Raw genomic sequence first — 23,207 nt, forward strand, 5'->3', positions numbered from 1 at the left:
TAGCTGGGCTAGGCGAGCCGGGTGATCTCCACGACGACCTCCAGATCGGTCGATCCGCCGCCGGAGAAAATGCCCTTCAGCGGCGGCACATCGGCATAGTCGCGGCCGACGCCGACGGATATGTGCTGTTCGTTGATGGCGATATTGTTGGTCGGGTCGTAGCCCCACCAGGCACCGGTCCACGCCTCGATCCAGGCGTGCGACTGCCCCGCGACGGTCGTATTGATCTCGGCGGCCGGATTGGGGTGCAGATATCCGGAAACGTAGCGGCTCGGAATCCCCATGCTGCGCAACAAAACCAGGGTCAGATGCGCGTAATCCTGGCATACGCCGCGGCGTTCGGCGAAGGCCTGCACGGCCGAGGTGTGCACCGAGGTGGTACCCGCGAGGTAATTCATTTCGGCGTGCACCCATTCGGCCGCGCGCACAACGGCTTTCGCGGGCGGCACACCGCGTGCGAGCTGTTTCGCGACTGCGGCCAACTTCTTGTCCTGCGGCACATAGACTGTGGGCGAGAGCATTTCGTCGAAGCGGTCGCCGACGCTGTCCGAATACAATTCCGCCCAGGACAACTCCTCGGCCGGACCGGCGAACGGTTCGGTCTCCACCACCGACGATCCGGTGACCTCCAATTCGGTATGCGGGGCGTGCAGATCGAAGGAGGTGACCGCGGTACCCCAGTAGTCGGTGTAGCGATAGGACCGGGTGGATGGCACCGTCTCGACCCGATTCAGGATGACGTTCTGTCTGCTGTCCGCGCGCGGAGTGAGCCGAGCCTCGTTGAACGACCGGGTGACCGGTGCGTCGTAAACATAACCGGTGGTGTGCACCACCCTGATCCGCCAGCTCACAGCTCTCCCTCCACCTGCGCATGGTTATCCTGGCTGCTGCGCAGATCGGTCCAGGCCACCCACGGCGCGGCGTGGAAGTACTGCAGCGCGATCGCCTCGCTGACCTCGCGACAGGTCTTCTGCAGCGAAAGCAGGCGATTCTGCAGATCCTCCAGCAGCGCACCGGGTGGCAGGAATTCGAGTTCGCTGCGGGCCCGGCCGAGCAGCCGCTGCGCCTCGTGGCGCGCGCCGACCCGGCTGCTCGGGCGCTGGTCGAGTTCGGCGAGGCAGGCCTCGGCCACCCGCACCGAATGAAAGACCGAACGCGGGAAAAGCCGGTCGAGCAGGATGAATTCGGCGACCAGATTGGCATCGAGCGCGCCGCGGTGGGTGCGCAGATAAGTGTCGTGCGCACCGGCCGAGCGCAGAACTGTCACCCAGGCCGGTGACGAGGTGCGGTCGCCCGCGCGCGAAAGCAGCAGGCGCACAGTCATATCCACGCGTTCGATGGAGCGACCGAGCAGCAGGAAGCGGTAACCGTCGTCGCGACTGAGGGTGGAATCGGAGAGTCCGGCGAACATTGCCGCCCGACCCTTGATGTAGTGGAAGAATTCGTGCGGGCCGAGACTGCGGGCAGCCTTCTCGGTGGCCGTGAGTCCGATATAGGTGGCGTTCAGGCACTCCCACATCTCGCTGGAGGTGACTTCGCGTGCGCCCCTGGCGTTTTCGCGCGCATTGGCGATCGAGTCGACAATGGAATTGCCGTGGTCGTGGCTGAAGGCGACCAAGTCGGTGACCGACCAGACATCGAGTTCGACCTCGGGCGGCTCGATACCCAACACCCGCAACAGGACTCGCGAGGTTCGGTCCGGATCCACCGTGGCGTCCTCGAGCAACTGATGCACCGCGACGTCGAGGATGCGGGCGGTGTCATCGGCACGTTCGACGTATCGTCCGATCCAATAAAGCGATTCGGCGTTGCGGGCCAGCATCAGCGCGTCCCCCCGCTCTGCTGCTGTTGCCCCTGCCCCTGCCCCAGCCCCTGCCCCAGCCGCTGGCTCTGCCGCATCGATCCAAGCCGCTGCTCCTGTTGTTGCTGCTGCTGTTGCTGATTCGACTGTGTCGGAGTCAATTCCCGGCCCAGCTCACGCTGATCGGACTGCGGCGGGTCGCTGACCAGTTCCTCGCCCGCGAGCTCACGGTCGGCGGGTGAGGCGCGCCCGGCCAGCACCCAGGTGTCCTTACTGCCGCCGCCCTGACTGGAATTGACGACCAGCGAACCGTCCGGCAGTGCCACCCGCGTCAAACCGCCCGGCAGCACCCAGATGTCGTCGCCATCATTGACCGCGAAGGGCCGCAGGTCGACATGGCGCGGTACCAACTCGTTTCCGATCTTGGTCGGCACGGTGGACAGCTGCACCACCGGCTGAGCGATCCAGCCCCGCGGGTCCGACTTGATCTTGCGGCGGATCGTCTCCAATTCCCGTGACGAGGCCACCGGACCGATGACGATGCCGTAGCCGCCGGACCCCTCGACCGGTTTGATCACCAGTTCGCCGATGCGGTCGAGCACCTCTTCGCGCTCATCGTCGAGCCAGCAGCGATAGGTGTCGACATTGGGCAGCACCGGTTTCTCGGCGAGGTAGTACTCGATGATCGTCGGCACATACGCGTAGGTCAGCTTGTCGTCGCCGACACCGTTGCCGATCGCGCTGGAGATGACCACATTGCCCGCCCGCGCGGCATTCACCAGTCCGGCGACGCCGAGCACCGAATCGGGCCGGAAGTGCATGGGGTCGAGGAAGGTGTCGTCGATGCGGCGGTAGATGACATCGACCTGGCGCTCCCCCGCCGTGGTCCGCATATAGACGACATTGTCGCGGCAGAACAGATCGCGCCCCTCGACCAACTCCACCCCCATCTGCCTGGCCAGCAGCGAATGTTCGAAGTATGCCGAGTTATAGACGCCGGGGGTGAGCACGACGACCGTCGGATCGGCCTCGTTCGGCGCGGCCGAGGCCCGCAGCGCCGCCAGCAGATGGGCCGGATAGTCGCCCACCGGGCGCACCCGGTGCGAGGAGAACAAATCCGGGAAGACCCGCGCCATGGTGCGCCGGTTCTCCATGACATAGGACACCCCGGACGGCGAGCGCAGATTGTCCTCCAGCACCCGGAAATCGCCGCGCTCGTCGCGGATCAGATCGATACCCGCCACATGAATGCGCACCCCGTTCGGCGGCACCAGCCCGGCGGCCTCGCGATGGAAGTGCTGGCACGAGGTGACCAGCCGCTTGGGGATGACCTCGTCGCGCAGGATGTTCTGCTCGCCGTAGACATCGGCGAGGAACAGCTCCAGCGCCGTCACCCGCTGCTTGATCCCGCGCTCGAGCTTTGCCCACTCGGCGGCCGCTATCACCCGGGGCACCAGATCGAGCGGGAAGGGCCGCTCCTGCCCGGATAGCGAGAAGGTGATGCCCTGATCGATGAAGGCGCGGTCGAGTGCGTCCGAGCGGGCCGCGAGATCGGCCACGTCGATCGGCGCGAGCGCCGAGAAGATTCCCTTATACGGCTGACGAACCCGGCCCTGGCCGTCGAACATCTCGTCGAAGGCGTCCGCGTATCGGCCGGGACCGTAGCCCTCGAATAGGCCGGATGTGGTTGCTCTGCCGTTACCGTTCGCATGCCCGTTCGACCGGACACGTGTCGGCGCAGGTGATCGCGCCGAACGTGGCGGCGAGGCGGGAGTCATGCAAAAATCGTGCAACACGCAGCATCGATGCCGTGTGAGACGCAGGTAAATTTCTTGCATCACTGTCGTGTTCACGCCCCATTACCGCGGTCGGTAGCGTTGCCGGTCGAACCGTTCGCGCGGTGGCGATTTCGCGTGCGGGCCGGTGGTGATTTCGTGTGCGACGCGGCGGCTGGTACCCTCGATCTTCGGCGTCGCGTTACCTGATTACTCCGGTTGCCAACGCGCGCTCGCGAACTTTTCAGCACAGTCCACCAGCGACAGGAACACGAGGAAACAGGCGTGGCCAACATCAAGTCCCAGATGAAGCGGATCCGTACCAACGAGGCGGCGCGCAAGCGCAACCAGTCGGTCAAGTCCGAGCTGCGCACCGAGATCCGCCGCTTCCGGGAGGCCGCCGCGGCCGGTGACACGGAAAAGGCCGCCCAGCAGCTGGTCGTCGCCAGCCGCAAGCTGGACAAGGCCGCTTCCAAGGGCGTCATCCACGCCAACCAGGCCGCCAACAAGAAGTCGGCTCTCGCGCTGGCGCTGAACAAGCTCTGATCACATCGGTACCGCCCGCGGTACCACCCATACGTTGACGCAGCCGCCGTGGCCCCGATGACCACGGCGGCTTTTGTCGTCGCTGATCGACTATTGCGAGGATCACTTTTCCGGTTCGGCGGCCTCGATTCTGACTTTTCTTCAGCAATAGTTCAGCAATCTTCCTCTTTGGCCACGATGCCGCTCCCTGGGCTTGCAGCGGAACCCTCCCGGCAGGTGCCCTGTCATCGAGCCTGCCCTGGCAAATCGGCAGGAAAGTGGCGGGCCGACCACATCCCCAGGTCATCGCCGCATCCCACTCCTCGAGCCGAATTCGGATCGGGCAGCCACATGTCGGAGGTTCCCGCTACGATTCGGCGCATGGTTACCGTGTACGCCAATCAGACGCCGGTTCGCTCCGAAGATCTGCCGGATATCATTCGCGCCGCCGAGGTCCTAGGCATCGGACTGAAGATCGAGAACGTCATGGTCCCCGATGAGGAGGGCGGCTACTCGCTGGAGTGGATCGTCACCCGGGACGAGGAAATTCCGGTCTACGAGGAGTGGGAGGGCCGGTACGAGGAGTCCGAAGACGACGTCGAGCTGGTTCTCAGCTCGGTCGAATAGAGCCAGCGAATCCGCACCCGCACCGAGCGGGTGCGGATCTCCGAGTGCTCAATCCAGGTCGCCGTTCAACCGATCCAGCGCGGCCTGGGAGTCCGCATCGGCCGCGCGATAGATGATGATGCGCTGGTCAGGATCCTGTAGCGGCATGAGTACTTCGAAATTGACCACCAGCGGCCCGACCTCCGGGTGGCGCAACGGCTTCTTCCCGCGCCCCTGCACTCTGACGTCGTGCCTGGCCCATCCGCGCGCGAACTCCTCGCTGCGTGCGGTGAACTCGGCGACCAGATCGGCCAGCTCCTGATCATCCGGATGGGCCGCCCACGCCGCGCGCAGATCGGCGGCACCCTCGCGAATGATCCGATCCCGGTCGCAGTAGAAATCGCGCATCGCGGGATCCAACAGGCACAGCCACATCGAGTTGCGCTGCCGCGGCGGCAGGGCGCCGAAGTCGACGACCAGCCGCGCCATTTCCGGATTCCACGCCAGGATGTCGTAGCGGTGGTTGATCAGCATCGCGGGCAGCGGCGACAGATCGTGCACCAGCAGCTCCAGCGCGGGCGCGGGGACGGTGCTCGGTTTCCCGGCATTCGGCTGGCGCTGCTGGGCCAGATCGAAGAGGTAGGCGCGCTCGTCGGTGTCCAGGCGCAGGGCGCGGGCGAGCGCCTCCAGCACGTCCGCGGACGGACGTAGGCCGCGCCCCTGTTCCAGTCGCACGATGTAGTCGGTGCTCACACCCGCCAGCTCGGCGACTTCCTCACGCCGCAGCCCGGGCGTGCGCCGAGCCTGTTTGCGCGGGGGCAGACCCAGATCGCTGGGATTCAAGCGCTCGCGCCGAGCGCGCAGGAAGTCCGCGAGTGCTTGTGCCCAATTCGCGGAGCTCCCTGGCCCGCTACCGCCTCCGGACCTGAGCTCGCTCCGCTGTGTGGCATTCACCGTGCTCGTCATCGCCCTCGATCTTACGGGTGGCTAGGACTGGGTTTCCCAGGAAAAACCTTCCCTTACCCATGCTCTCGCGCCGTTCCAGACTCGAAGACACCGCAAACGAAGTACGAACGACAGGAGCACGACATGTCCGGAGCCCGCACCCTCGATACCTACCGGTTGCTCGGCCGCTCAGGTCTTCGGGTGTCTCCGCTGTCCCTCGGGACCATGACGTTCGGCGCCGATTGGGGTTGGGGCGCCGATAAGGACGAGGCCCGCAAGATCTTCGACACCTATGTCGAGCGCGGCGGCAACTTCATCGATACCGCGAGCCAGTACACCAACGGCACCTCCGAGCAGCTGCTCGGCGAGTTCAGCGCCGCCAATCGCGAAAGTCTGGTGCTGGCAACGAAATACACGATGCTGCGGCGCCCGACCGATCCTAACTCCGGCGGCAATCACCGCAAGAGCATGGTCGGTTCGGTGGAGGCCAGTCTGCGTCGGCTGAATACCGACTACATCGACCTGCTGTACCTGCACGCCTGGGACTTCCTGACCCCCGTCGAGGAAATCCTGCGCGCCATGGACGATCTGGTCCGCGCCGGGAAGGTGCTCTATGTCGGCATCTCCGACGCACCGGCCTGGCAGGTCGCACGCATGCAGACCATCGCCGACCTGCGCGGCTGGTCACCCCTGATCGCGCTGCAGATCGAGTACAGCCTGATCGAGCGGACCGTCGAACGCGATCTGATTCCGATGGCGCAAGAACTCGGCCTCGGTGTGGTGCCGTGGTCGCCGCTGGCCAGCGGCGTACTCACCGGCAAGTACAGCCGCGCCGATTTGGACCACGACACGGACAGCTCACCCGAGGGCACCCGCAAGAACGTGGCGGCCGCCAACGGCTCGCTCACCGAACGCGGCCTGGTTATCGCCGACGTCGTGAAAGACGTTGCGGCACAACTGGGTAAGACGCCCTCGCAGGTAGCGCTCGCCTGGACACTGCAGAACCCGGGTGTCACGGCACCGATCATCGGCGCGCGTACGGCGGCACAACTGGAGGACAACCTCGGCGCGCTCGAGGTCGAATTCGACACCGCTCAGTTGGACCGGCTCGAAAAAGCCAGCGCGATCGAACTGGGCTTCCCCCACGACATGCTGGCCCGTCCGATGACCCGCGGCGTCACCTTCGGCGACCTGAAAATCGAAGGCCGCGACTGAGTTTCACCCGATGCGGTGGTGCGAGCCCGACTCGCACCACTGCATCCACGCGTCGACCACCGATCAGCCGAAATTCCGCTCGGATTCGCCAACTGGTTGCGTAGGTACGCCTCAGCTTGCGGAGTGCAGGTCCAGGATCTGGGTGAGTGCGTGTTCCAAGGCGTAGGTGGCGTCGGCGGCGCCGCCCTTGACATCGGCGTTGAGGGTGGCGACGACCTGGAGAGCGGTGCCGATGCTGGCCTGGTTCCAGCCTCGCGCTTGGGCCTGGGCCTTCTTCACCTTCCATGGCGGCATGCCCAGTTGTTGGGCCAGCTTGAACGGGTCGCCGCGGCCCGCGGAACCGACGCGGGCAATGGTGTGCACGGAGTCGGCGAGTGCGTCGGCGAGCAGCACATGCGGTACGCCGCGGTCGGTGGCCCAGCGCAACGCCTCCATGGCACCGGGCCGATCTCCGGCGACCGCGAGTTCCGCGACATCGAAACCGGAGATCTCAGCCTTGCCGGAGTAGTAGCGGCGTACTGCGGCGGTATCGATCTTGCCGCCGGTATCGGCGACCAATTGCGAACAGGCCGCGGACAATTCCCGCAGATCCGAGCCGACCGCCTCCAGCATCACCTGCACGACCTCGCTCGAAACCCGCACTCCGGCATTGCGGAATTCGCCGCGCACGAACTCCACCCGCTCGGCCGCCTTGGTCAGCTTGGCGCAGTCGTGCACCTGCGCACCCGACTTCTGCAGTGCGGGGGCGAGCGCCTTGGCCCGGCCGCCCCCGGAGTGCAGCACCACGAGCACCACACCTTCGGGCGGATCCTCGGCGGCGGCCGTGATCACCGCGACCGCCTCCTTACCGGCCTCCGCCGCCGACTCGAGCACGATCACCCGATCCTCGGCGAACAGCGAAGGACTCAGCAACTCCGCCAGCTCAGCGGTGCTGGCATCACCGGCCCGCAGCCGATCAACAGGCACCGAATCGGGATCAGGCGCATTGGCCCGCACCTGCGCCGCAATCCCCGCGATGGCCCGTTCCACCAACAGCTCTTCATCGCCGAGCACCAGGTGCACGGCCGCAATCTGTTCGCTCACGACTGCACCTCGCTGGCGCTCAGCTCCGTAGTGCCCGACGGTGCTGTGTCTTTGGTTCGCTCGCCACGCTCGCTCACGCGAGCATCCTACGTTTCGTCACCGACACGTCCGCACGGCGAGCACCCGACCTCGAGTTTATCCGGGTCGGCGCGCGGACCATCGGGACGGCGATCTGGTTCATCGGGTGGTCAGGGTTCGCAGCTGGCGGCCGTCACCCAGGACCAGTACGTCGCCTCGTTGATCGGTTCGCGCGACGGTGACACCCAGGTCGGCCAGATCAGCGAGCACACTCGGGTTCGGGTGGCCGAAGGTGTTGTCGGCACCCACGCTGACCAAGGCGAGTCGGGGGTGCACGGCGGCGATGAATTCCTTTGTGGTCGTTCGGGATCCGTGGTGTGGCAGCTTCAGCAGGTCGGCCTGAATGGCAGCACCCGAGTGGAGCAGTCGTTGTTGCGCCGGGGCCTCGATATCGCCGGTGAGCAGGATTCGGCCCGCGGGTGTGGTGGCGGCGATGACGATCGAGCGGTCGTTGGCATCGTCGGTGCTGGGCGGGCCGGTTGGGCGGTGCTGGAGTGGCACGGGGGCGAGTACGTTCAATTCGACAGCGCCGAAACGCAATGCCTGTCCTGAGGACAGCTCCACTACTGGGATGTGAGCTTGTGCCGCGAGGCTGGCGACTTGCTCCGGCCCACTGACCGATGCGCGCCGATCCTGGGCACGTCGTTCACGGGAAGCGCCCGTCGACGCACCTGAATCCGCCTCGGATCTGGTCGAATTCGATACTCGACGGTCGCCGGTGCTTGCGAATTCGCCTGTTCCGGAGAGTTCGCCGGGCCCGACCGCCAGGGCATCGACCAAGCGGCCTTCCAAAGCACCGGCCAGTCCGGCGATGTGATCGGCGTGCGGATGGGTCAGTACGAGGAGCGAGATTCGGTTGATCCGCAAGCGGTTCAGGCAGCTGCGCATGATGCGCGGGTCCGGTCCGACATCGATGACCACCGCAGTGCGGTCACCGACGGACAATGCGAGTCCGTCACCCTGACCGACATCGCAGACGGCCAACACCCAGCCAGCGGGCGGCCATCCCGGATGCCAGACTCGCACCGGAATCAGCACGACCGCGATACCGAGCAGTACAGCAGCGGCAAGGCGGCGCATCATCGCCGACCGCAATGCCAGCACAACGAAAACTACTGCAGCACAGGCGATGGCCCCTCCGGTGAGACCACCGCGGACTGAGATCTCCGCGCCCGGCACCTTTGCCGCATGTTCGGCCACGAACAGCAACCACCACAGGGGCGGTTGCGCGCAGCGCAGTATCAGTTCGGCCAGCGGCGGCCACGCCGCCGCAAGTACGGTGCCGATCGCACCGAGCACCGTGACCGGTGCTATTACGGGTTCGACCAGGATATTCGCGAGAATCGCGACAAGACTGAGCCGCCCGGTCAGCGCGACAACGAGCGGTGTCGTCACTACGAATGCGGCGGCCGATACGGCGACGATCTCGGCTGGCACCCGCCACCAGCCGCGCGAACGCAACCAGTCCGACCAACTCGGTGCCAACAGGATCAGTCCGGCGGTCGCCAGTACCGAAAGTCCGAATCCGGCACGCACCGCCAGTTCCGGACACAGCGCGAGCAGACCGATGACTGCCGTGCAGAGCGCGGGCAATGCCTGCTTGCGGCGACCGGTTACCAAGGCGAGCAAGGTAATCGCGCCCATTGCTCCCGCGCGCAGCACACTCGGATCCGGACGTGCCACAACAATGAACATCAGCAGCGCCGCACCCGCGACCGCGGCACCGACGCGCGGCCCAAGGGTGAGCAGCCGCACCGCACCGAGCACGACCGCCAACAAGATCGTGAAGTTGGCCCCGCTGACCACGCAAATGTGTTCCAGTCCAGCGATTTCGAACTCCTCGCGGACTTCGTCGGACAGCGCGGAAGTGTCTCCCACGACCAGCGCGGGCAGCAATCCGGCCTGCTCCTCGGGTAGTACGCGTGCCGCCGATGCGAGGTCGGTGCGCACCGCCACGGCGATCCGTTGCCACCAGGGCAACGCGCCGACCACCACCGGCGGTCCCTGGGCACGCAGCGTGGCGACGGTGAGATCGCGATGCCACGGCTGCTCCGGCTTGGCACGGAATTCCACCGCTCGCCCGGGCAACAGCTCGCCCCAGTCCGCGCCGGACCCGAGGATTACTACGGTGCCGCCCGCCCGCACCGTCGCACCGCCCTGCCGATACTCGCGCAGTCGCGCCCGAACCGTCCATCGCTGGTCACCTCCGAATGCGCTGGACCGCACCGGTTTCGGATCATCCTCGGGTAGCACGACGACACGCAACGAAGCGGCGGTGTTCCGCAACGGATGCGTCGCCACTCGATGCTCGCGCCACGCCCCGGCCACCGCGAACCCGGCACCGAGAAGGAGCGCGGCGAGTGCGGCGACGGCGACCACCCGCCACCGCTCACTGGGGTGGGCCACCGCGCGCAACAGCACCACCCAGAGGCCGATCGCCAGCAGTACCAGCGCGGACGCGAGCACCAAACCGGCGACCCATCCCACCGTCAGCGCGACAACCGTTGCGCCCCAACAACTCAGTGCCGCGGGCAACAACCGAGCGTCGAGCACTGGTGCCGCCGCAACAGTCGGCCCACCATCCTCGGCAGCCCGTCGATCGATATCGCCCTGCCCATCCGGCGCACCCTCGAACGCGGTCATACCGTCACCAGATCGCGCAGGCGGGCAAGGCGGGCCGGGCCGATGCCGTCGACCTCGCCGAGTTGGGTGACATCGGTGAATCGTCTATTCGCGGTGCGCCAGGCGACGATTGCGCGAGCAGTGACCGGTCCGATGCCCGGGAGGGCATCGAGTTCGGCCTCGGTTGCGGTATTGAGGTCGATTTTGCTCGATGGGCGTTGTGCCGCAGTGGAATTCGATGCCGAGCCGCTCGGCGGCCGTCCGCCTGCACTGATTGTGGTGCTGCCGAGCTGCGGCCCCGTGTTCGGACCGCTCGGACCAACGAGAACCTGGTCGCCGTCCTGGAGACGCTGTGCGAGGTTGAGTCCGCTCAGATCCGCGCCGTCCCTCGCACCGCCCGCAGCGGTGAGAGCATCGGCCACCCGCGACCCGGCGGGCAATCGCACCAGCCCGCCGCGATGGACGAGACCGACCACGCTGATCACCAATTCCGTTGTGGGACCGCCAGTTACCGGAAGGGCAGACGACGATGCGGCCATGCTTGCGCCGGACAACGCAGCCGGTACGGTGCCGGTGCTGGTGCGCACTGCGGACGGCAGTGGCACCATCTGTGCGACCGGTCGCTCACGCATTACCACGACAGCCGCGATAACCACCGCTGCCAGTCCGACCGCGACGAGCGTCACCAATCCCCGCCACCCGGGATCCAGTCGGGTGCCCCGAAACCGTTCCGGCACAAGCCGATCCCGCCACGCCGAGCGGCGCTGCGGCTCAGCAAGCCAACCCGGTGCCCGCACCTCGCCGACCCCGTCCGCCAAGTCCTCCGCATACTCGAGATCGGATTCGTCATCGAGATCGGACCCAGCCGCCGCGTTGGACGAAAGATCGGTATCGGACTCCACCGCCTCGGATAACTCTTCGTCATCCCAGCGTCCACCGCGGACCAGCGGCTTACTTCGCGCCGATCGTTTTGCGGACCTCGACGAACGCGGCGAACTTCGGCACAGCTCAGCACTTGCACGGTCGGTACGCACCGGACTCCCGGCACCAATCGTTCGGCTGACGCCGACTCGCTCGGTCAGCACGGTCAGTCGTCGGCGAATCCGCTCGCGCTCGTCATGTCGGGACATGGCGGCGACGCTAGTCCCGCCGCAAGGCCGGGAATCGGTGCCGGACAGGCGAAATAAAAAGTCTGTTGATAACTCCGCGCCTGTGGATAACCCCCACTTATTCCAGACGTGCGCTATTCCCTGCAGTCGCGTAGCCAGTAGCGACCCGCAGAGGTGAAAGGGGACGCCAGCTCACCGGCACCTCGCGCATCAGCAAGGCGCAGTCGAGTACTGCACTGCCTGGCGGGAACCGGTCGCGGTCGTCGAAGACCGTGGACCGAACCGAGCGGACCTCGACCGGCTCGACATGCCACGAGTCCGTCTGAAGTTCGAGCCCATCGAGGCATCGACCGCCACGCGTGGCCGAGAATCCGGCTGCGCCACGTCGAAAGAAGTCCGATGCCTGCGCCAGATCGGCGAACAGTTCGCTGCCCTGGAACCGCTCGACGGTCCGGACATCCACGCTCACCGAGAGCGTCTCGTCATGACTAGCGAAAGCCACATGCAGGTCCTGCGCCGTCTCCCGCACGTCGAACCGCGCCGAACTGTGCTCCCCCGGAAACAGTCGGCCGCCGGCAAGGACATTGATCACCGAGCCGCTGTCGCGACGCGAGATGTACACCCCCGTCGAGCGTCCCTGCGGACCATCCCACTCGACCGCGATGCGATGCGCCGCGTTCTCGCTGCGCAGCCCGACCCAGCCGGGTAGCCAACTGGGCCGGAACTGTCCGAGGCGGATCAGGCAGATGCCGGCAACCGCCCAACCGCCAACCAGTTGAGGTCGCATCGGCGGCGGCACCAAGCTCGCAGCAGCCTCGGGGTCGACTCGGTAGTTCACCAGAAGACGTCGCTCGACGACGCTGGACATCCGCGGTGGTCTCATCCGGCACCCTCGTTCTTCGTGGTTCGCAGTCTGCGCTGCTTGACGATGACCTGTTCCGGGCAGATCGCACTCAGGAAGCTGCCGACACATAAATAGCAAAAAGGATGGGAGTGCGTGCATCACACCGCATCTAAGACGGTGCCGTGCGGGTGACTTCACGTGGCGTTTTGTCGGGGCGTAGTCCGCGCCAGGACGGGTGCCGGAGGCGGCCATCGCCGGTCCACTCCGCGAAGGTCACTTCGCCGACAAGTTCGGGCTCGACCCAGATGACATCGACGACCGGGGCATCGACGGGGGCCGTGTTGCGTTGCAGCGGTTGGAGTTTCGCGCGTAGGTCGTTGAGCATCACCTGAGTGAATCCGGTGCCGACGTTGCCGATGTAGGTCAGTTTCCCGGTGTCGTCGTATACGGCCATCAGCAGCGAGCCGATGTGCCCGGTCCGTCGGCCGGCGCCCGGTTTCCAGCCGACGATTACCACCTCCTGATCGCGCGCGTTCTTCACTTTGATCCAGGCGGGATTGCGTCGTCCAGGGAGATAGGGGCTGTCGAGGCGTTTGCAGACGATGCCTTCGAGTCCGAGCCGGCGTGATTCGGTGAGGACGTCGGCACCGCATCCATGCAGTTGCGGAGAGACCCGCCAATGGGGACCGTGTGGGCTGATGCGATCGAGTAGCTCCCGCCTCTGCTCGTAGGTCAGGTCGACCAGCGGTCGGTCACCTATATGCAGTAGGTCGAAGATCATGTAGATCGCGGGGACGGCCGCGGCCAGGGTGCGGATGGCGGCCGGTCCGCGCTGATGAATGCGTGGCTGCAGCGCTTCGAACGAGGGGCGTCCGGCGGCGTCGAACACGACGATCTCCCCGTCGAGCACGAACGGCGGAGCCGCCGGCGCCAAGCCCGCCAGCTCTGGCCAGGCAGCGGTAATGTCGTTGCCGTTGCGTGAAACCAGCCGCAATCCGCCGGCGACATATGCCAGAGCCCTGATTCCGTCGAACTTGACCTCATATGCCCACCGGTCATCGTCGCTGGGCAAGGCGCCAGGCACCGCCAGCATCGCCGCGTATCGCGGCAGTTCGATCACCGCTTAGTCGCCGCCATCGTCGGCCTTTCACGGGATGTGCATGCCGATAGCTAACACACGGCATCATACCGATCGGTATGGCTTAAGCGTGCTCCTTTGCGGAGTGAGCGTGAGTGAGTTCATAGAGCACGCGCCACATTCGCAAGTAGGTTCCTGAATATGGATAACGACGGACCCAGCCGGACAGCGCTCATCACCGCGTATGCCCGCGCCTATCACCAGATCGTTGACCGACCACAGATCTTCACCGACCCCCTTGCGGCACGTCTGCTCGGCGTCACCGCAGAGGAACTGGTCGAATTGGGCACGCCCACAACCGATCACCCCGGTGACGGGGTCAACGATCGGGCCCGCCGCCTGTTCTTCGCCGCACGCGCGCGCTTCGCCGAAGACGCCGTCGCCGCGGCCGTCGCCGCTGGTGTGCGGCAGGTCGTGATCCTCGGCGCAGGCCTGGACACCTTCGCCTATCGCAATCCGCTGCCGGACTTGCGTGTCTTCGAGGTCGACCACCCCGCCACCCAAGCGTGGAAACGCGAACGCCTTACTGCCGCCGGAATCGACCGCCCTGAGACGTTGACCTTCGTGCCGGTCGATTTCGAAACCCAGACGCTGGCAGCAGGATTGGAATCCACCGGATTCAAACGGACGGACCCGGCCGTATTCGTGTGGCTCGGCGTCGTCTTCTATCTGACGCCGAACGCCGCCCACGCCACTCTCGAATACATCGCTGGTCAGGCCCGGCCGGTCGAGGTGGTCTTCGACTACCTGCAGCTCGCGAACAGCAACGAAGACCGTGCGCACCAGCAGGCACGTGCCGATCGGCTGGCCGACGTCGGCGAACCCGTGTTCAGCTACTTCACGCCCGGCGACATCGCCGTACAACTGCGCGCCCTCGGCTTCACCGACCTCGAAGACCTCTCCGCCCCCGACCTCGTCACCCGCTACCTCGACGGATCCGCAGGATTCGGCGGCGAACCGCCCAGCGCACTGCGCGCGCTCCGCATACTGCGCGCGAGCCGCTGAGGATTGCCCGCCACTATTCCTCTCCGGATGAGTAGGTCCGGACCGATTCCGGGCCTACTCAACCGGAGAGGAATCCTGGGCATCCCGAGATCTGTTGAGTGTCGGCACATGGCATCTACCTCCATTTCATTGCTGGGACCGAAGAGATCTAGGTGAACAGCCTGGTGACGAAGGCGTTCATATTGTCCCGGACTCGCTCGATCTTGGTCTCCTCGGTGATGAGATCTTCGCGGTACCGATTGCCGAGCGCCGGCGTGCGCTTACCGCGGGCGTAGAGCGAACAGGCCAGGTCGGTGCACATGTAGGTGCCGATCGAGTTGCCCCGGCGTCCGGATTCGCCCGCCTTGTGCGCGGTCATCAGCGAGACGCCGTGACCGGTATGCGAGGTCAGGCAGATCGCGCACATCTGGGTCCGGCCGGATCCGCCGGTTTCGTAGCGCAGTGCGACGCCGACGATGCGATCATCTTGCGGCACAACGAGATAGCCGCGGCCGGGCAGCGACGGATCGCTCCAGCCGAGGAAATCCAGGTCATCCCATGGTTGGGTGTCCAGGTCCCGGGGCACCGGCAACTTCTTGGCGGTCGTCTTGGAACAGTTGACGAACGACGACCTGATGTCGCGTTCGGTGACGGCTTTCATGACGGCATCGACTCCTTCGATCGATCGGTGGACAAACCGAAGGAACGCTACAGCTGGCCATTAGCCCAGGCAACGGAATTTCACACGCGGCGCATCACCGACACGACCTTGCCGAGCACCACGGCCTCGTCGCCATCGATCACGTCGTAGGCCGCATTGCGCGGTTCCAGATATACATGGCCGTTGCGACGGCGATACACCTTGACCGTCGCCTCCCCATCGATCATCGCGGCGACGATGTCACCGGAATGCGCCTCGTGCTGTTTGCGGATCACCACAAGATCGCCGTCGCAGATCGCCGCGTCGATCATCGAATCGCCGCGCACGCGCAGACCGAAAACCGTTCCGCGACCGACGAGTTCACGCGGCAGCGTCATCATATCGTCGGCATGCTCCTCGGCGAGGATGGGTGTACCCGCCGCGATATCACCGACGACCGGAACCGCGACCGAATCCTCGGCCCGCTCCGGAACCACCGACGCCCGCAGGAACATGCGCACATCGATCGGCCGTGACATGGACTCGCTGCGGCGCAGAAATCCCCTGTCCTCCAAGGACTTCAGATGCTTGGAGACCGAGGACGAGGACCGCAGGCCGACGGCGTCGCCGATCTCCCTGGTATTCGGCGCGTACCCGTACCGCAGCACCCAGTCCCGAATCGTGGCGAGGATCCGCTGCTGGCGCGGCGGCAGGGTCGAGGTGTCGAGGTGGTCGAAGGCATCGTGGTCGTATCCGGTCACCCGGGAATCGTAGAGGTGCGCGCGGACAATTCCCGGCTTTGTCACACCCTGCCCGCCTGCGTCGTCATCCGGGTGAAACCAGCGCACGCGAACCTTGGAGGAATCATGACGACCATCCTGCTGACCGGCGGCACCGGCACACTCGGCCGCCACGTCACACCACTGCTGGTCGAGGCCGGTTTCAAGATTCGAATGCTCAGCCGCAAGGCCCACGAATCGACAAACGGCGTCGAATTCGTGACCGGAGACCTGCTGGAGGGTACCGGTGTCGAGGCCGCGGTCGACGGCGCGGAGATCATCCTGCACCTCGCGGGCGGCCCCAAGGGCGACGACATCGCAACCCGGCACCTGGTCGACGCCGCCGCCAAGGCGGGCGCGCGGCACATCGTCTATATCGGTGTGGTCGGTGCCGGAAAGCTGCCGATCGGTTACTTCCGCGCCAAGTACGCCGCCGAACAGGCCATTATCGAATCGGGCGTTCCGTTCACCATCCTGCGCGCGGCCCAGTTCCACGACCTCGCCTTGAAGACCGCGCGGGCCATGGCGAAGAGCCCGATCGTCCCGGCGCCCGGCGCGGTGCTGTGGCAGCCGGTCGATTCGCGGGAGGTGGCCGCGCGGCTCGTCGAGCTGACGCGCGGCGAACCGGCCGGGCGGGTGCCCGATCTGGTCGGACCGACGGTGTACTCGATGGCCGAGCTGATCCGCGGGTACCTGAAGGCCGAGGGCAAGCGGCGGTTGTTCCTGCCGGTTCCGGTGCCGGGCAAGGTCGGGCGCGCATATCGCGCGAAGGAGAATCTGACCCTCGATGGTGCGACGGTCGGCAAGCTCACCTGGGAGAACTTCCTCGCCGAACAGGTGTGACAGCGAATCTGCTTGCGCGACCGCGGGAATATTGATGTGCCAGCGCCATGACGGCTCTGCTACCGTGGCGCACATGAAGCGCGCTGCTGTGACGACGACGCCGGAGACCGTCCCGGCGCGCTGACTGCTGTCATGATCGAAAGCCCCGGGCGGGTGTCCGGGGCTTCGGCTTGTGGTCACTCGCTCGCTGTCCGCGAGGAGACCCCGTGCACGACCACCGCAAACTCGGCCGCGAACTCGGCCTGTTCGATACCGACCCACTGATCGGATCCGGCCTGCCGTACTGGCTGCCCGACGGCGCCACCGTGCGCCACGCACTCGAGGAATTCATCCGCACCGCGGAGCGACGGGCCGGGTACCGGCACGTGTACTCACCGGTGCTCGGGAAGCGGGAGCTCTACGAAATATCCGGGCACTGGTCGCATTACCGCGACGATATGTTCCCGCCGATGGAGTTGGGCGGCGAACAGGTGGTGCTGCGCCCGAGCCTGTGCCCGCACCACGCGGTGATGTTCCGTTCTCGCTCGCACAGTTACCGCGAATTACCTTTGCGGATAGCGGAATTGGGCGGGATGTATCGCTCCGAACTTTCTGGCGTACTCGGCGGACTGACCCGTGTCCGCGCGATCCAGCTCAATGACGCCCACATCTTCTGCACCGTGGCTCAGGTCGGCGACGAGGTCGCGGGCGCGCTGGAACTGATCCGATCGGCCCACGCCGCCATGGGCATCCAGCCCACCCGATACCGCCTCTCGCTGCCCGGACCTGGCGGGAAATATGTTGCGGCCCCGGAACTCTGGCAGCAGTCGACCGCCATACTCACCGACGTACTCGACCGCTCCGGTCTGCCGTATGACGCGGCCGAGGGCGAGGCCGCGTTCTACGGCCCCAAGATCGATGTCCAGTTCACCGACAGCGCGGGCCGCGAATTCACCCTCTCCACCGTGCAGGTCGACTTCCACCAACCCGAGCAATTCGACCTGCACTACATCGGCGCGGACGGCGGCAAACACCGCCCGGTCATGGTGCACCGCAGCATAATCGGCAGCGTCGAGCGGGCCTTCGCACATCTGATCGAGGTGCACGGCGGCGCGTTCCCGGCCTGGCTGGCCCCGACCCAGCTGGTCGTACTGCCGGTTTCGGCGGCCGAGGCGGCGCCCGCCGAAGCGCTCGTCGAACGCTCCCGCGAGCTGGGACTGCGCGCTGAGATCACCGATCCTGAACTCGGCAGTCTCGGCGCGCGCATTCGGCAAGCCCGCCTGGTCCCCTACCAGATTGTGATAGGACCGAAGGAGGTCGCGAATGACCTTGTCGCGGTGCGGCTTCGGAACGGCCAACGCCTCGAACCGTTACCCGTCGACGAATTGCTCTCCCGCATAACCGAACTCATCGCGGCGCGCAGCACCGAACTGTAACCTTCACCGCTCGGTCACGAAGTGGATCGCCAGGCGGTCGCACAGTTCACCGAGCGCACACGCATCGATGCGTGGCGCGTCCGGCCATGCGTCGGCGTTCATCCACGGCACCGAGGCGGGGGTGCCCTGCGGACGAGCGAATACGTGCTGATGGAAATGCGCGACGCTGAGTCCGGTGGTCGCGGAGAATACGAATTCCGGTGCCAGCTCGACGTATAACGCGTGCGCGGCGCGGCGCGCGGCCCAGCCCACCGCCCGCGCCTCGGCGTCCGTCAGGGTCGATAACGTCGGTGCGTGCCGCCGGGTCTCCACGAAGAGGTAGCCCGGCACCGGCGTGCCTTCGGTGAGCGGCCGATGCGTCACCAACACCAGGTCGTCCGCATAGATCACCGGCCCGACCAGCGCACCGATCCCCCGGTGCTTATCACAGATCGGGCATTCGCTGCCCACATCCTCAGCATAGCTTCCGTGCTCGATATCGAAGCTCCGCCAACCCACTCGATATCGCCGAGCGCCCTTGCGGCACTTGGCGATATCCCGCTGACCAGGTCGGGTCGGGCGGTGCCGCCTGGCGGCGCCGCCGCACATTGTGGATCGTGGCATCGGCGATCAGTTCAGAGCCTCGGCGGCCATCTCATCACACAGGATGACCGCGTCCGGATGCGCCCAGGCGACCGATTCGACGGTCAGCGGCGGATCGATCGGAGTTGCGGAACTCGTCATGCCGCGACGTTAGTCACCCGCGGCGCCGACCGAAGGGGTTGCGATCACGCAGAAATTATTACGCCCACCACGCCATTCGACCGGAGATGCGGCACACTCGCGAGTGCTGGACCGTAGCCGATCAGGCGCAGCCGCCGGGCACGACCACCACACCGACCGCGCCGACACCGAGATGAACGCCCAGGGTGGGCCCGAATTCCGCGACGATCAGCTCACGGATGCCGGGTACCAGCTCGCGCAGTTGCGTGGCGACGGTATTCGCGGCGTCCTCGGCACCCAGGTGTTGTACGGCGACGGCGGCGCCATCGTCACCGGCCGCATCCACCGCTGCCGCAACGAGTTTGGCGTAGGCCTTGGAGCGGGTGCGCACCTTCTCGCGCAGTTCCAGGCGGCCCTCGACGATCTGCAGCAGTGGTTTGCTCACCAGTTCGCTGCCGAAAAACGCTGCGGCACTGCTCAATCGGCCGCCACGGCGCAATTGTTCGGTGCGGTTCACCAGGACGAAGGTGTGTGACCGGCCGGCCGCGGCGACGGCGGTGTCATAGACGACATTCAATGTCGCGCCACTGCGCGCGCGGCGCGCGGCGGCGAGCACCGGCAGACCGGTGGCCAGACCAGCGCCGAGTGAATCGACCAGGCGGACCTGATCGGCGGCATTCATATCGCGGACCGCCTGCCGTCCCGCCTCCCAGGTGCCGGAGAGTTGGCGCGAAAGATGCACCGCGACAACGCCGTCCCCATTGCTGCGCTCCAGCGCCTGTTCGTAGACGGCACGCAGCTCACCGGGTGAGGCCGCCGAGGTCGTCACGGTATCGGAGCCGTAGTCGATATCGATGGCGTCGACGCCTTCGCGGATGGTGCGGTCGCCGACCAGAACATGCAGCGGAACAACGGCAATGTCCAACTCACCGACGAGTTCAGCAGGGAGGCTGGCGGACGAATCGGTGACCACCACGACGGCCACGGACTACCGAACCTCCTGCAAGGTCTTCACCATCGCATTCGCCACCGCGGTATGTCCGGCCCAACCCCAGTGGATACCGTCCGGATTCGCGTCGCCGGAGAAGATGTCCTCGCGCACCGCTTCACCGAGATCGACCAGCGGAACCGAGGTCTTGGCCGACCATTCGCGCAGCGCCTTGACGGCGGGCTCCCGGCCGCTGTGCACATGCCCGTAGGCGGCAGAGTTGTGCACGGACGGCAGCACCGCCACGACCGGCAGATCCGGGCGCAGCTGGGCCAGTGCCTCACGCGCCTGCTCCAGGTAGTCGACGCTCACCTTCGGCGGCAAGGCCACGGGACGACCGAGTTTCGACAGCTTGGGCTGCAGCCAGTTGTAGGTGCCACGGACCCCGCGACGCAGCACGGGCGGGCGCACGTAGCGGATCAACTCGCGCAGCGCGGTCGGCAGTGGCGAGGGCAGGGTGTCCATGCCGCCGACCGCGAAGACGACCGCAGCCGCGCGCGGCACGGCAGCCCAGATCCGGGGATCGCCGATCAGCGCCCAGTACGCGTCCCGGCAGGTCCAGCCGATCCGCCCGATCAGCTCGACATCCCAATCGAGTTCGGCGCCGACCAGATTCGGCCAGATTTTCGGATGGTCCGCGGGCAGGCCGCCCTTCGGACCGAAGTAGGACAGCGAGTCCGCGATCACCAGCAGCACCGGGCGATCCGATTCATCGGTCGAGGTCGAAGCCTCGTCACCGCTGACCGATTCGACCACGGATACCGATTCGGGATCGTCGACCACCGAATCCACTGTGGCAGTGGACTCGTCACCGCTGGTCGCAACCGCGGCCGGGACATCGGGCGCGGATTCCATTGCGATGGACTCGTCTGTGGCTGCAGCGCCGGTCGACACCGCGATATCCGTATCGGAAGCTGCCGCAACACCTTCCGGTGGTTCGCTCGCTGGTTCCGCTGGCTCCGTGCCGGTTCCGAACTCGGGCGCGGATGCGGCGGGCTCCTCGTTACCTTCGCCGGATTCGGCGGCGACCGCTTCGTCGCTGTCGGACTCGGCCGTCTGCGACTCGGCCGGTTCATCCGGATCGACATTCTTCACCGGGGGAGGTCCGAATAGCGCGTCCGGGATCGCCCGTTCGGGCTTCGCCGAAACCCGACGGAACAATTCGTCCGGTACCTGCCGAACCGGTTCTTCAGAGGACATCCGGGGCCACCTTCGCCGCTGCGTTCCACACATCCAGGCGCCAACCGGGTTGATCGATGCTCGGACCGTGACTGCTCAGCTGCACCCAGCTGGTATTGGCCAATCCCCCTAGGGCAGGCCAGTTCCGCGGCGGCAGGTCGAGCAGCGCGGCCGTGAGGGCGGCGATCAGCCCGCCGTGCGCCACCAGGATGATAGACCGGCCGGGCCAATCCTGCCGCTCGGCGAACAATTCCCGAACGACCGGTAGTGACCGTGCGCCGACCTCGAGCTTGCTCTCACCACCGGGCGGGGTATAGGCCGCATCCAAACGCCAGGCCACCCGCGCGCCGGGATAGTCGGCGTCGACCTCGAGATGGGTCAACCCCTCCCAGTCGCCGAGGTTGGTTTCGCGCAGCCGCGGATCCGGGACCACCGGGAGATCGGTGTGATCGGCCAGTGCCGAGGCGGTTTCGAAGGCGCGCCGCAGATCTGAGGAGACGATGGCGATCGCATTGCGCGAAACCAGTTCGCGCGCGGCCTCTTTCGCCTGACGCCGACCGAGCTCGGTGAGATCGGTGTCGATCTGCCCCTGCATCCGGTCGACGGCATTCCATTCGGTCTGCCCGTGCCGCAGCAGGATCAGCGTGCGGACGCCGGCATACTTGTTCACTCGCTGTCTTCCCCCGCCTCACCACGCACCGCGACACCCTCGGACTCGGTGTGCTTGAACACGTCGTCCCCGGCCGCGATCCCTTCTACCGGAACCACCGGACAATCCTTCCAGAGCCGTTCCAGCGCATAGAAATTGCGTTCGTCATTGTGCTGGATGTGCACGACGACGTCGACGTAATCCAGCAGTGCCCACCGACCCTCGCGGGTGCCCTCGCGCCGGACCGGCTTGTGCCCGGCTACCCGCAGCTTCTCCTCGACATTGTCGACGATGGCATTGACCTGACGCTCGTTCGGCGCGGAGGCGATCACGAAGCAGTCGGTGATCACCAACTGTTCGGACACGTCGAGCACCACGACGTCGGTCGCCAGCTTCTCGTCCGCCGCGCGCGCGGCGACCTGTGCCATCTCCACCGACTCGACAGATGCGCTCATGCCTCCACCTCGCTGGCGCTCGGCTCCGGCATGACCGCAATTGCGGCGGCGCCTTCGGCTCGCTCGCTACGCTCCCTCGCGGCCTCCACCTCGCTGGCGCTCGGCTCCGGCATGACCGCAGCAGCGGCTCCGTTATTGGTTCGCTCGCTACGCTCGCTCACGCCTTAATTACCTTCCACTCCTACGGGCACATATAAATGCCGCTTCGATATGTACTGCACGACGCCGTCGGGCACGAGGTACCACACCGGCCGGTTCTCGGCGGCGCGGCGACGGCATTCACTCGATGAGATCGCCAACGCCGGGATCTCGATCATGGTCACCGCATCGACCGGCAGGTCGCGCAGATGCTCCTCGAGATGATCGGTGTTCAGCTCATACCCCGGTCGGCTCACCCCGACGAACTTCGCCAGTTCGAACAACTCCGCCCAATCCTGCCACGTCAAGATGTTGGCGAGTGCGTCAGCTCCGGTGATGAAGTACAGCTCGGCATCGGGATGCTTGCTGCGCATCTCGCGCAGGGTATCGACGGTGTAGGTGACCTTGCCCCGGTCGATATCGGCCCGGCTGACCGAGAATCGGGGGTTGGAGGCGGTCGCGATCACGGTCATGAGGTAGCGATCCTCGGCCGGGCTGACCTGCCTGTCGGCCTTCTGCCACGGCTGTCCGGTCGGGACGAAGATCACCTCGTCCAGGTCGAACCGGTTCGCGACTTCGCTGGCGGCGACGAGGTGGCCGTGGTGGATGGGGTCGAAGGTGCCACCCATCACCCCCAGCTTGCGTCGATGCCGACCGTTCTCCTGCATGAGAGCCGAGCTTAACCGGTCGGTTC

The 23,207-nt window shown here is 66.1% G+C and carries 24 protein-coding genes; 6 read left to right on the plus strand and 18 right to left on the minus strand.

Annotation, left to right across the window (positions count from 1 at the left end):
- Positions 1 to 8: 8 nt before the first annotated feature.
- From ACQP1T_RS30750 to ACQP1T_RS30760, 3 genes are read right to left on the minus strand one after another with little or no spacing between them, the layout of a single operon-like run.
- A complete protein-coding gene (locus ACQP1T_RS30750) occupies positions 9 to 851 on the minus strand; it encodes a transglutaminase family protein (RefSeq protein WP_433756527.1) in 843 nt (280 codons plus the stop codon).
- The gene (locus ACQP1T_RS30755; RefSeq protein WP_433756528.1) at positions 848 to 1,822 is read right to left on the minus strand and encodes an alpha-E domain-containing protein; all 975 of its coding nucleotides are present in this window, start codon (positions 1,820 to 1,822) and stop codon (positions 848 to 850) included. The genes ACQP1T_RS30750 and ACQP1T_RS30755 overlap by 4 nt, the downstream gene beginning before the upstream one ends.
- Complete coding sequence (locus tag ACQP1T_RS30760) at positions 1,822 to 3,429, minus strand: circularly permuted type 2 ATP-grasp protein (protein ID WP_433762430.1); 1,608 nt, start codon at positions 3,427 to 3,429, stop codon at positions 1,822 to 1,824. The genes ACQP1T_RS30755 and ACQP1T_RS30760 overlap by 1 nt, the downstream gene beginning before the upstream one ends.
- A 432-nt stretch (positions 3,430 to 3,861) precedes the next feature.
- Between ACQP1T_RS30760 and rpsT the strand changes: the two genes are divergently transcribed.
- Both rpsT and ACQP1T_RS30770 read left to right on the plus strand, forming a co-directional pair.
- Complete coding sequence (gene rpsT, locus ACQP1T_RS30765) at positions 3,862 to 4,122, plus strand: 30S ribosomal protein S20 (RefSeq protein ID WP_364384968.1); 261 nt, start codon at positions 3,862 to 3,864, stop codon at positions 4,120 to 4,122.
- A 360-nt stretch (positions 4,123 to 4,482) separates the two neighbouring features.
- On the plus strand, positions 4,483 to 4,728 hold the full coding sequence (locus tag ACQP1T_RS30770; protein ID WP_062993423.1) for a hypothetical protein: 246 nt from the start codon (positions 4,483 to 4,485) through the stop codon (positions 4,726 to 4,728).
- A gap of 48 nt (positions 4,729 to 4,776) precedes the next feature.
- Here ACQP1T_RS30770 and ACQP1T_RS30775 read toward each other — a convergent pair whose 3' ends face one another.
- A complete protein-coding gene (locus ACQP1T_RS30775; protein ID WP_433756529.1) occupies positions 4,777 to 5,673 on the minus strand; it encodes a helix-turn-helix domain-containing protein in 897 nt (298 codons plus the stop codon).
- Between the two features lie 123 nt (positions 5,674 to 5,796).
- On the opposite strand from ACQP1T_RS30775, the gene ACQP1T_RS30780 reads away from it, so the two are divergent.
- Positions 5,797 to 6,867: an aldo/keto reductase gene (locus ACQP1T_RS30780; RefSeq protein WP_433756530.1), complete on the plus strand. Its 1,071-nt coding sequence runs from the start codon at positions 5,797 to 5,799 to the stop codon at positions 6,865 to 6,867.
- Positions 6,868 to 6,978: 111 nt separating this feature from the next.
- On the opposite strand, the gene holA is transcribed toward ACQP1T_RS30780, so the two are convergent.
- The 5 genes from holA to ligD all read right to left on the minus strand — a co-directional run bounded on the left by holA (position 6,979) and on the right by ligD (position 13,723).
- Entirely contained in the window at positions 6,979 to 7,950 is a 972-nt protein-coding gene (gene holA / locus ACQP1T_RS30785; RefSeq protein ID WP_433756532.1) for a DNA polymerase III subunit delta, read from the minus strand.
- A 177-nt stretch (positions 7,951 to 8,127) separates the two neighbouring features.
- A complete protein-coding gene (locus ACQP1T_RS30790) occupies positions 8,128 to 10,671 on the minus strand; it encodes a ComEC/Rec2 family competence protein (RefSeq protein WP_433756533.1) in 2,544 nt (847 codons plus the stop codon).
- Positions 10,668 to 11,780: a helix-hairpin-helix domain-containing protein gene (locus tag ACQP1T_RS30795; RefSeq protein WP_433756534.1), complete on the minus strand. Its 1,113-nt coding sequence runs from the start codon at positions 11,778 to 11,780 to the stop codon at positions 10,668 to 10,670. The genes ACQP1T_RS30790 and ACQP1T_RS30795 overlap by 4 nt, the downstream gene beginning before the upstream one ends.
- Positions 11,781 to 11,877: 97 nt before the next feature.
- Positions 11,878 to 12,642, minus strand: a complete 765-nt coding sequence (locus tag ACQP1T_RS30800; RefSeq protein ID WP_433756535.1) for a DUF2071 domain-containing protein — start codon at positions 12,640 to 12,642, stop codon at positions 11,878 to 11,880.
- Between the two features lie 130 nt (positions 12,643 to 12,772).
- Positions 12,773 to 13,723, minus strand: coding sequence for a non-homologous end-joining DNA ligase (gene ligD / locus ACQP1T_RS30805; RefSeq protein ID WP_433756536.1), 951 nt, complete (start codon positions 13,721 to 13,723; stop codon positions 12,773 to 12,775).
- A 159-nt stretch (positions 13,724 to 13,882) separates the two neighbouring features.
- Here ligD and ACQP1T_RS30810 point away from each other — a divergent pair, with 159 nt between their 5' ends.
- Complete coding sequence (locus ACQP1T_RS30810) at positions 13,883 to 14,746, plus strand: class I SAM-dependent methyltransferase (RefSeq protein ID WP_433756537.1); 864 nt, start codon at positions 13,883 to 13,885, stop codon at positions 14,744 to 14,746.
- A 148-nt stretch (positions 14,747 to 14,894) separates the two neighbouring features.
- Here ACQP1T_RS30810 and ACQP1T_RS30815 read toward each other — a convergent pair whose 3' ends face one another.
- Positions 14,895 to 15,386, minus strand: coding sequence for an FBP domain-containing protein (locus tag ACQP1T_RS30815; RefSeq protein ID WP_433756538.1), 492 nt, complete (start codon positions 15,384 to 15,386; stop codon positions 14,895 to 14,897).
- An 80-nt stretch (positions 15,387 to 15,466) separates the two neighbouring features.
- A complete protein-coding gene (gene lexA / locus ACQP1T_RS30820) occupies positions 15,467 to 16,126 on the minus strand; it encodes a transcriptional repressor LexA (protein WP_433756539.1) in 660 nt (219 codons plus the stop codon).
- A gap of 105 nt (positions 16,127 to 16,231) precedes the next feature.
- Between lexA and ACQP1T_RS30825 the strand changes: the two genes are divergently transcribed.
- Both ACQP1T_RS30825 and thrS read left to right on the plus strand, forming a co-directional pair.
- Positions 16,232 to 16,987, plus strand: coding sequence for an SDR family oxidoreductase (locus tag ACQP1T_RS30825; RefSeq protein WP_433756540.1), 756 nt, complete (start codon positions 16,232 to 16,234; stop codon positions 16,985 to 16,987).
- Between the two features lie 206 nt (positions 16,988 to 17,193).
- Positions 17,194 to 18,402, plus strand: a complete 1,209-nt coding sequence (gene thrS, locus ACQP1T_RS30830; protein ID WP_433756541.1) for a threonine--tRNA ligase — start codon at positions 17,194 to 17,196, stop codon at positions 18,400 to 18,402.
- Positions 18,403 to 18,405: 3 nt separating this feature from the next.
- On the opposite strand, the gene ACQP1T_RS30835 is transcribed toward thrS, so the two are convergent.
- From ACQP1T_RS30835 to nadD, 7 genes are all read right to left on the minus strand, one after another.
- Positions 18,406 to 18,852, minus strand: a complete 447-nt coding sequence (locus tag ACQP1T_RS30835; protein WP_433756542.1) for an HIT family protein — start codon at positions 18,850 to 18,852, stop codon at positions 18,406 to 18,408.
- A gap of 394 nt (positions 18,853 to 19,246) precedes the next feature.
- Positions 19,247 to 20,089, minus strand: coding sequence for a DegV family protein (locus ACQP1T_RS30840; RefSeq protein ID WP_433756543.1), 843 nt, complete (start codon positions 20,087 to 20,089; stop codon positions 19,247 to 19,249).
- Positions 20,090 to 20,092: 3 nt separating this feature from the next.
- On the minus strand, positions 20,093 to 21,292 hold the full coding sequence (gene octT / locus ACQP1T_RS30845; protein ID WP_433756544.1) for a diglucosylglycerate octanoyltransferase: 1,200 nt from the start codon (positions 21,290 to 21,292) through the stop codon (positions 20,093 to 20,095).
- Positions 21,282 to 21,941, minus strand: a complete 660-nt coding sequence (locus ACQP1T_RS30850) for a histidine phosphatase family protein (protein ID WP_433756545.1) — start codon at positions 21,939 to 21,941, stop codon at positions 21,282 to 21,284. The genes octT and ACQP1T_RS30850 overlap by 11 nt, the downstream gene beginning before the upstream one ends.
- Entirely contained in the window at positions 21,938 to 22,375 is a 438-nt protein-coding gene (rsfS, locus tag ACQP1T_RS30855; RefSeq protein WP_433756546.1) for a ribosome silencing factor, read from the minus strand. Before rsfS ends, ACQP1T_RS30850 begins: the two co-directional genes overlap by 4 nt.
- Positions 22,372 to 22,536, minus strand: coding sequence for a hypothetical protein (locus tag ACQP1T_RS30860; RefSeq protein ID WP_433756547.1), 165 nt, complete (start codon positions 22,534 to 22,536; stop codon positions 22,372 to 22,374). Before ACQP1T_RS30860 ends, rsfS begins: the two co-directional genes overlap by 4 nt.
- Positions 22,537 to 22,539: 3 nt before the next feature.
- On the minus strand, positions 22,540 to 23,181 hold the full coding sequence (nadD, locus tag ACQP1T_RS30865; protein WP_433756548.1) for a nicotinate-nucleotide adenylyltransferase: 642 nt from the start codon (positions 23,179 to 23,181) through the stop codon (positions 22,540 to 22,542).
- Between the last annotated feature and the right edge of the window lie 26 nt (positions 23,182 to 23,207).

It is taken from the genome of Nocardia sp. CA-135398 (assembly GCF_050955845.1).
Taxonomy (GTDB): domain Bacteria; phylum Actinomycetota; class Actinomycetes; order Mycobacteriales; family Mycobacteriaceae; genus Nocardia.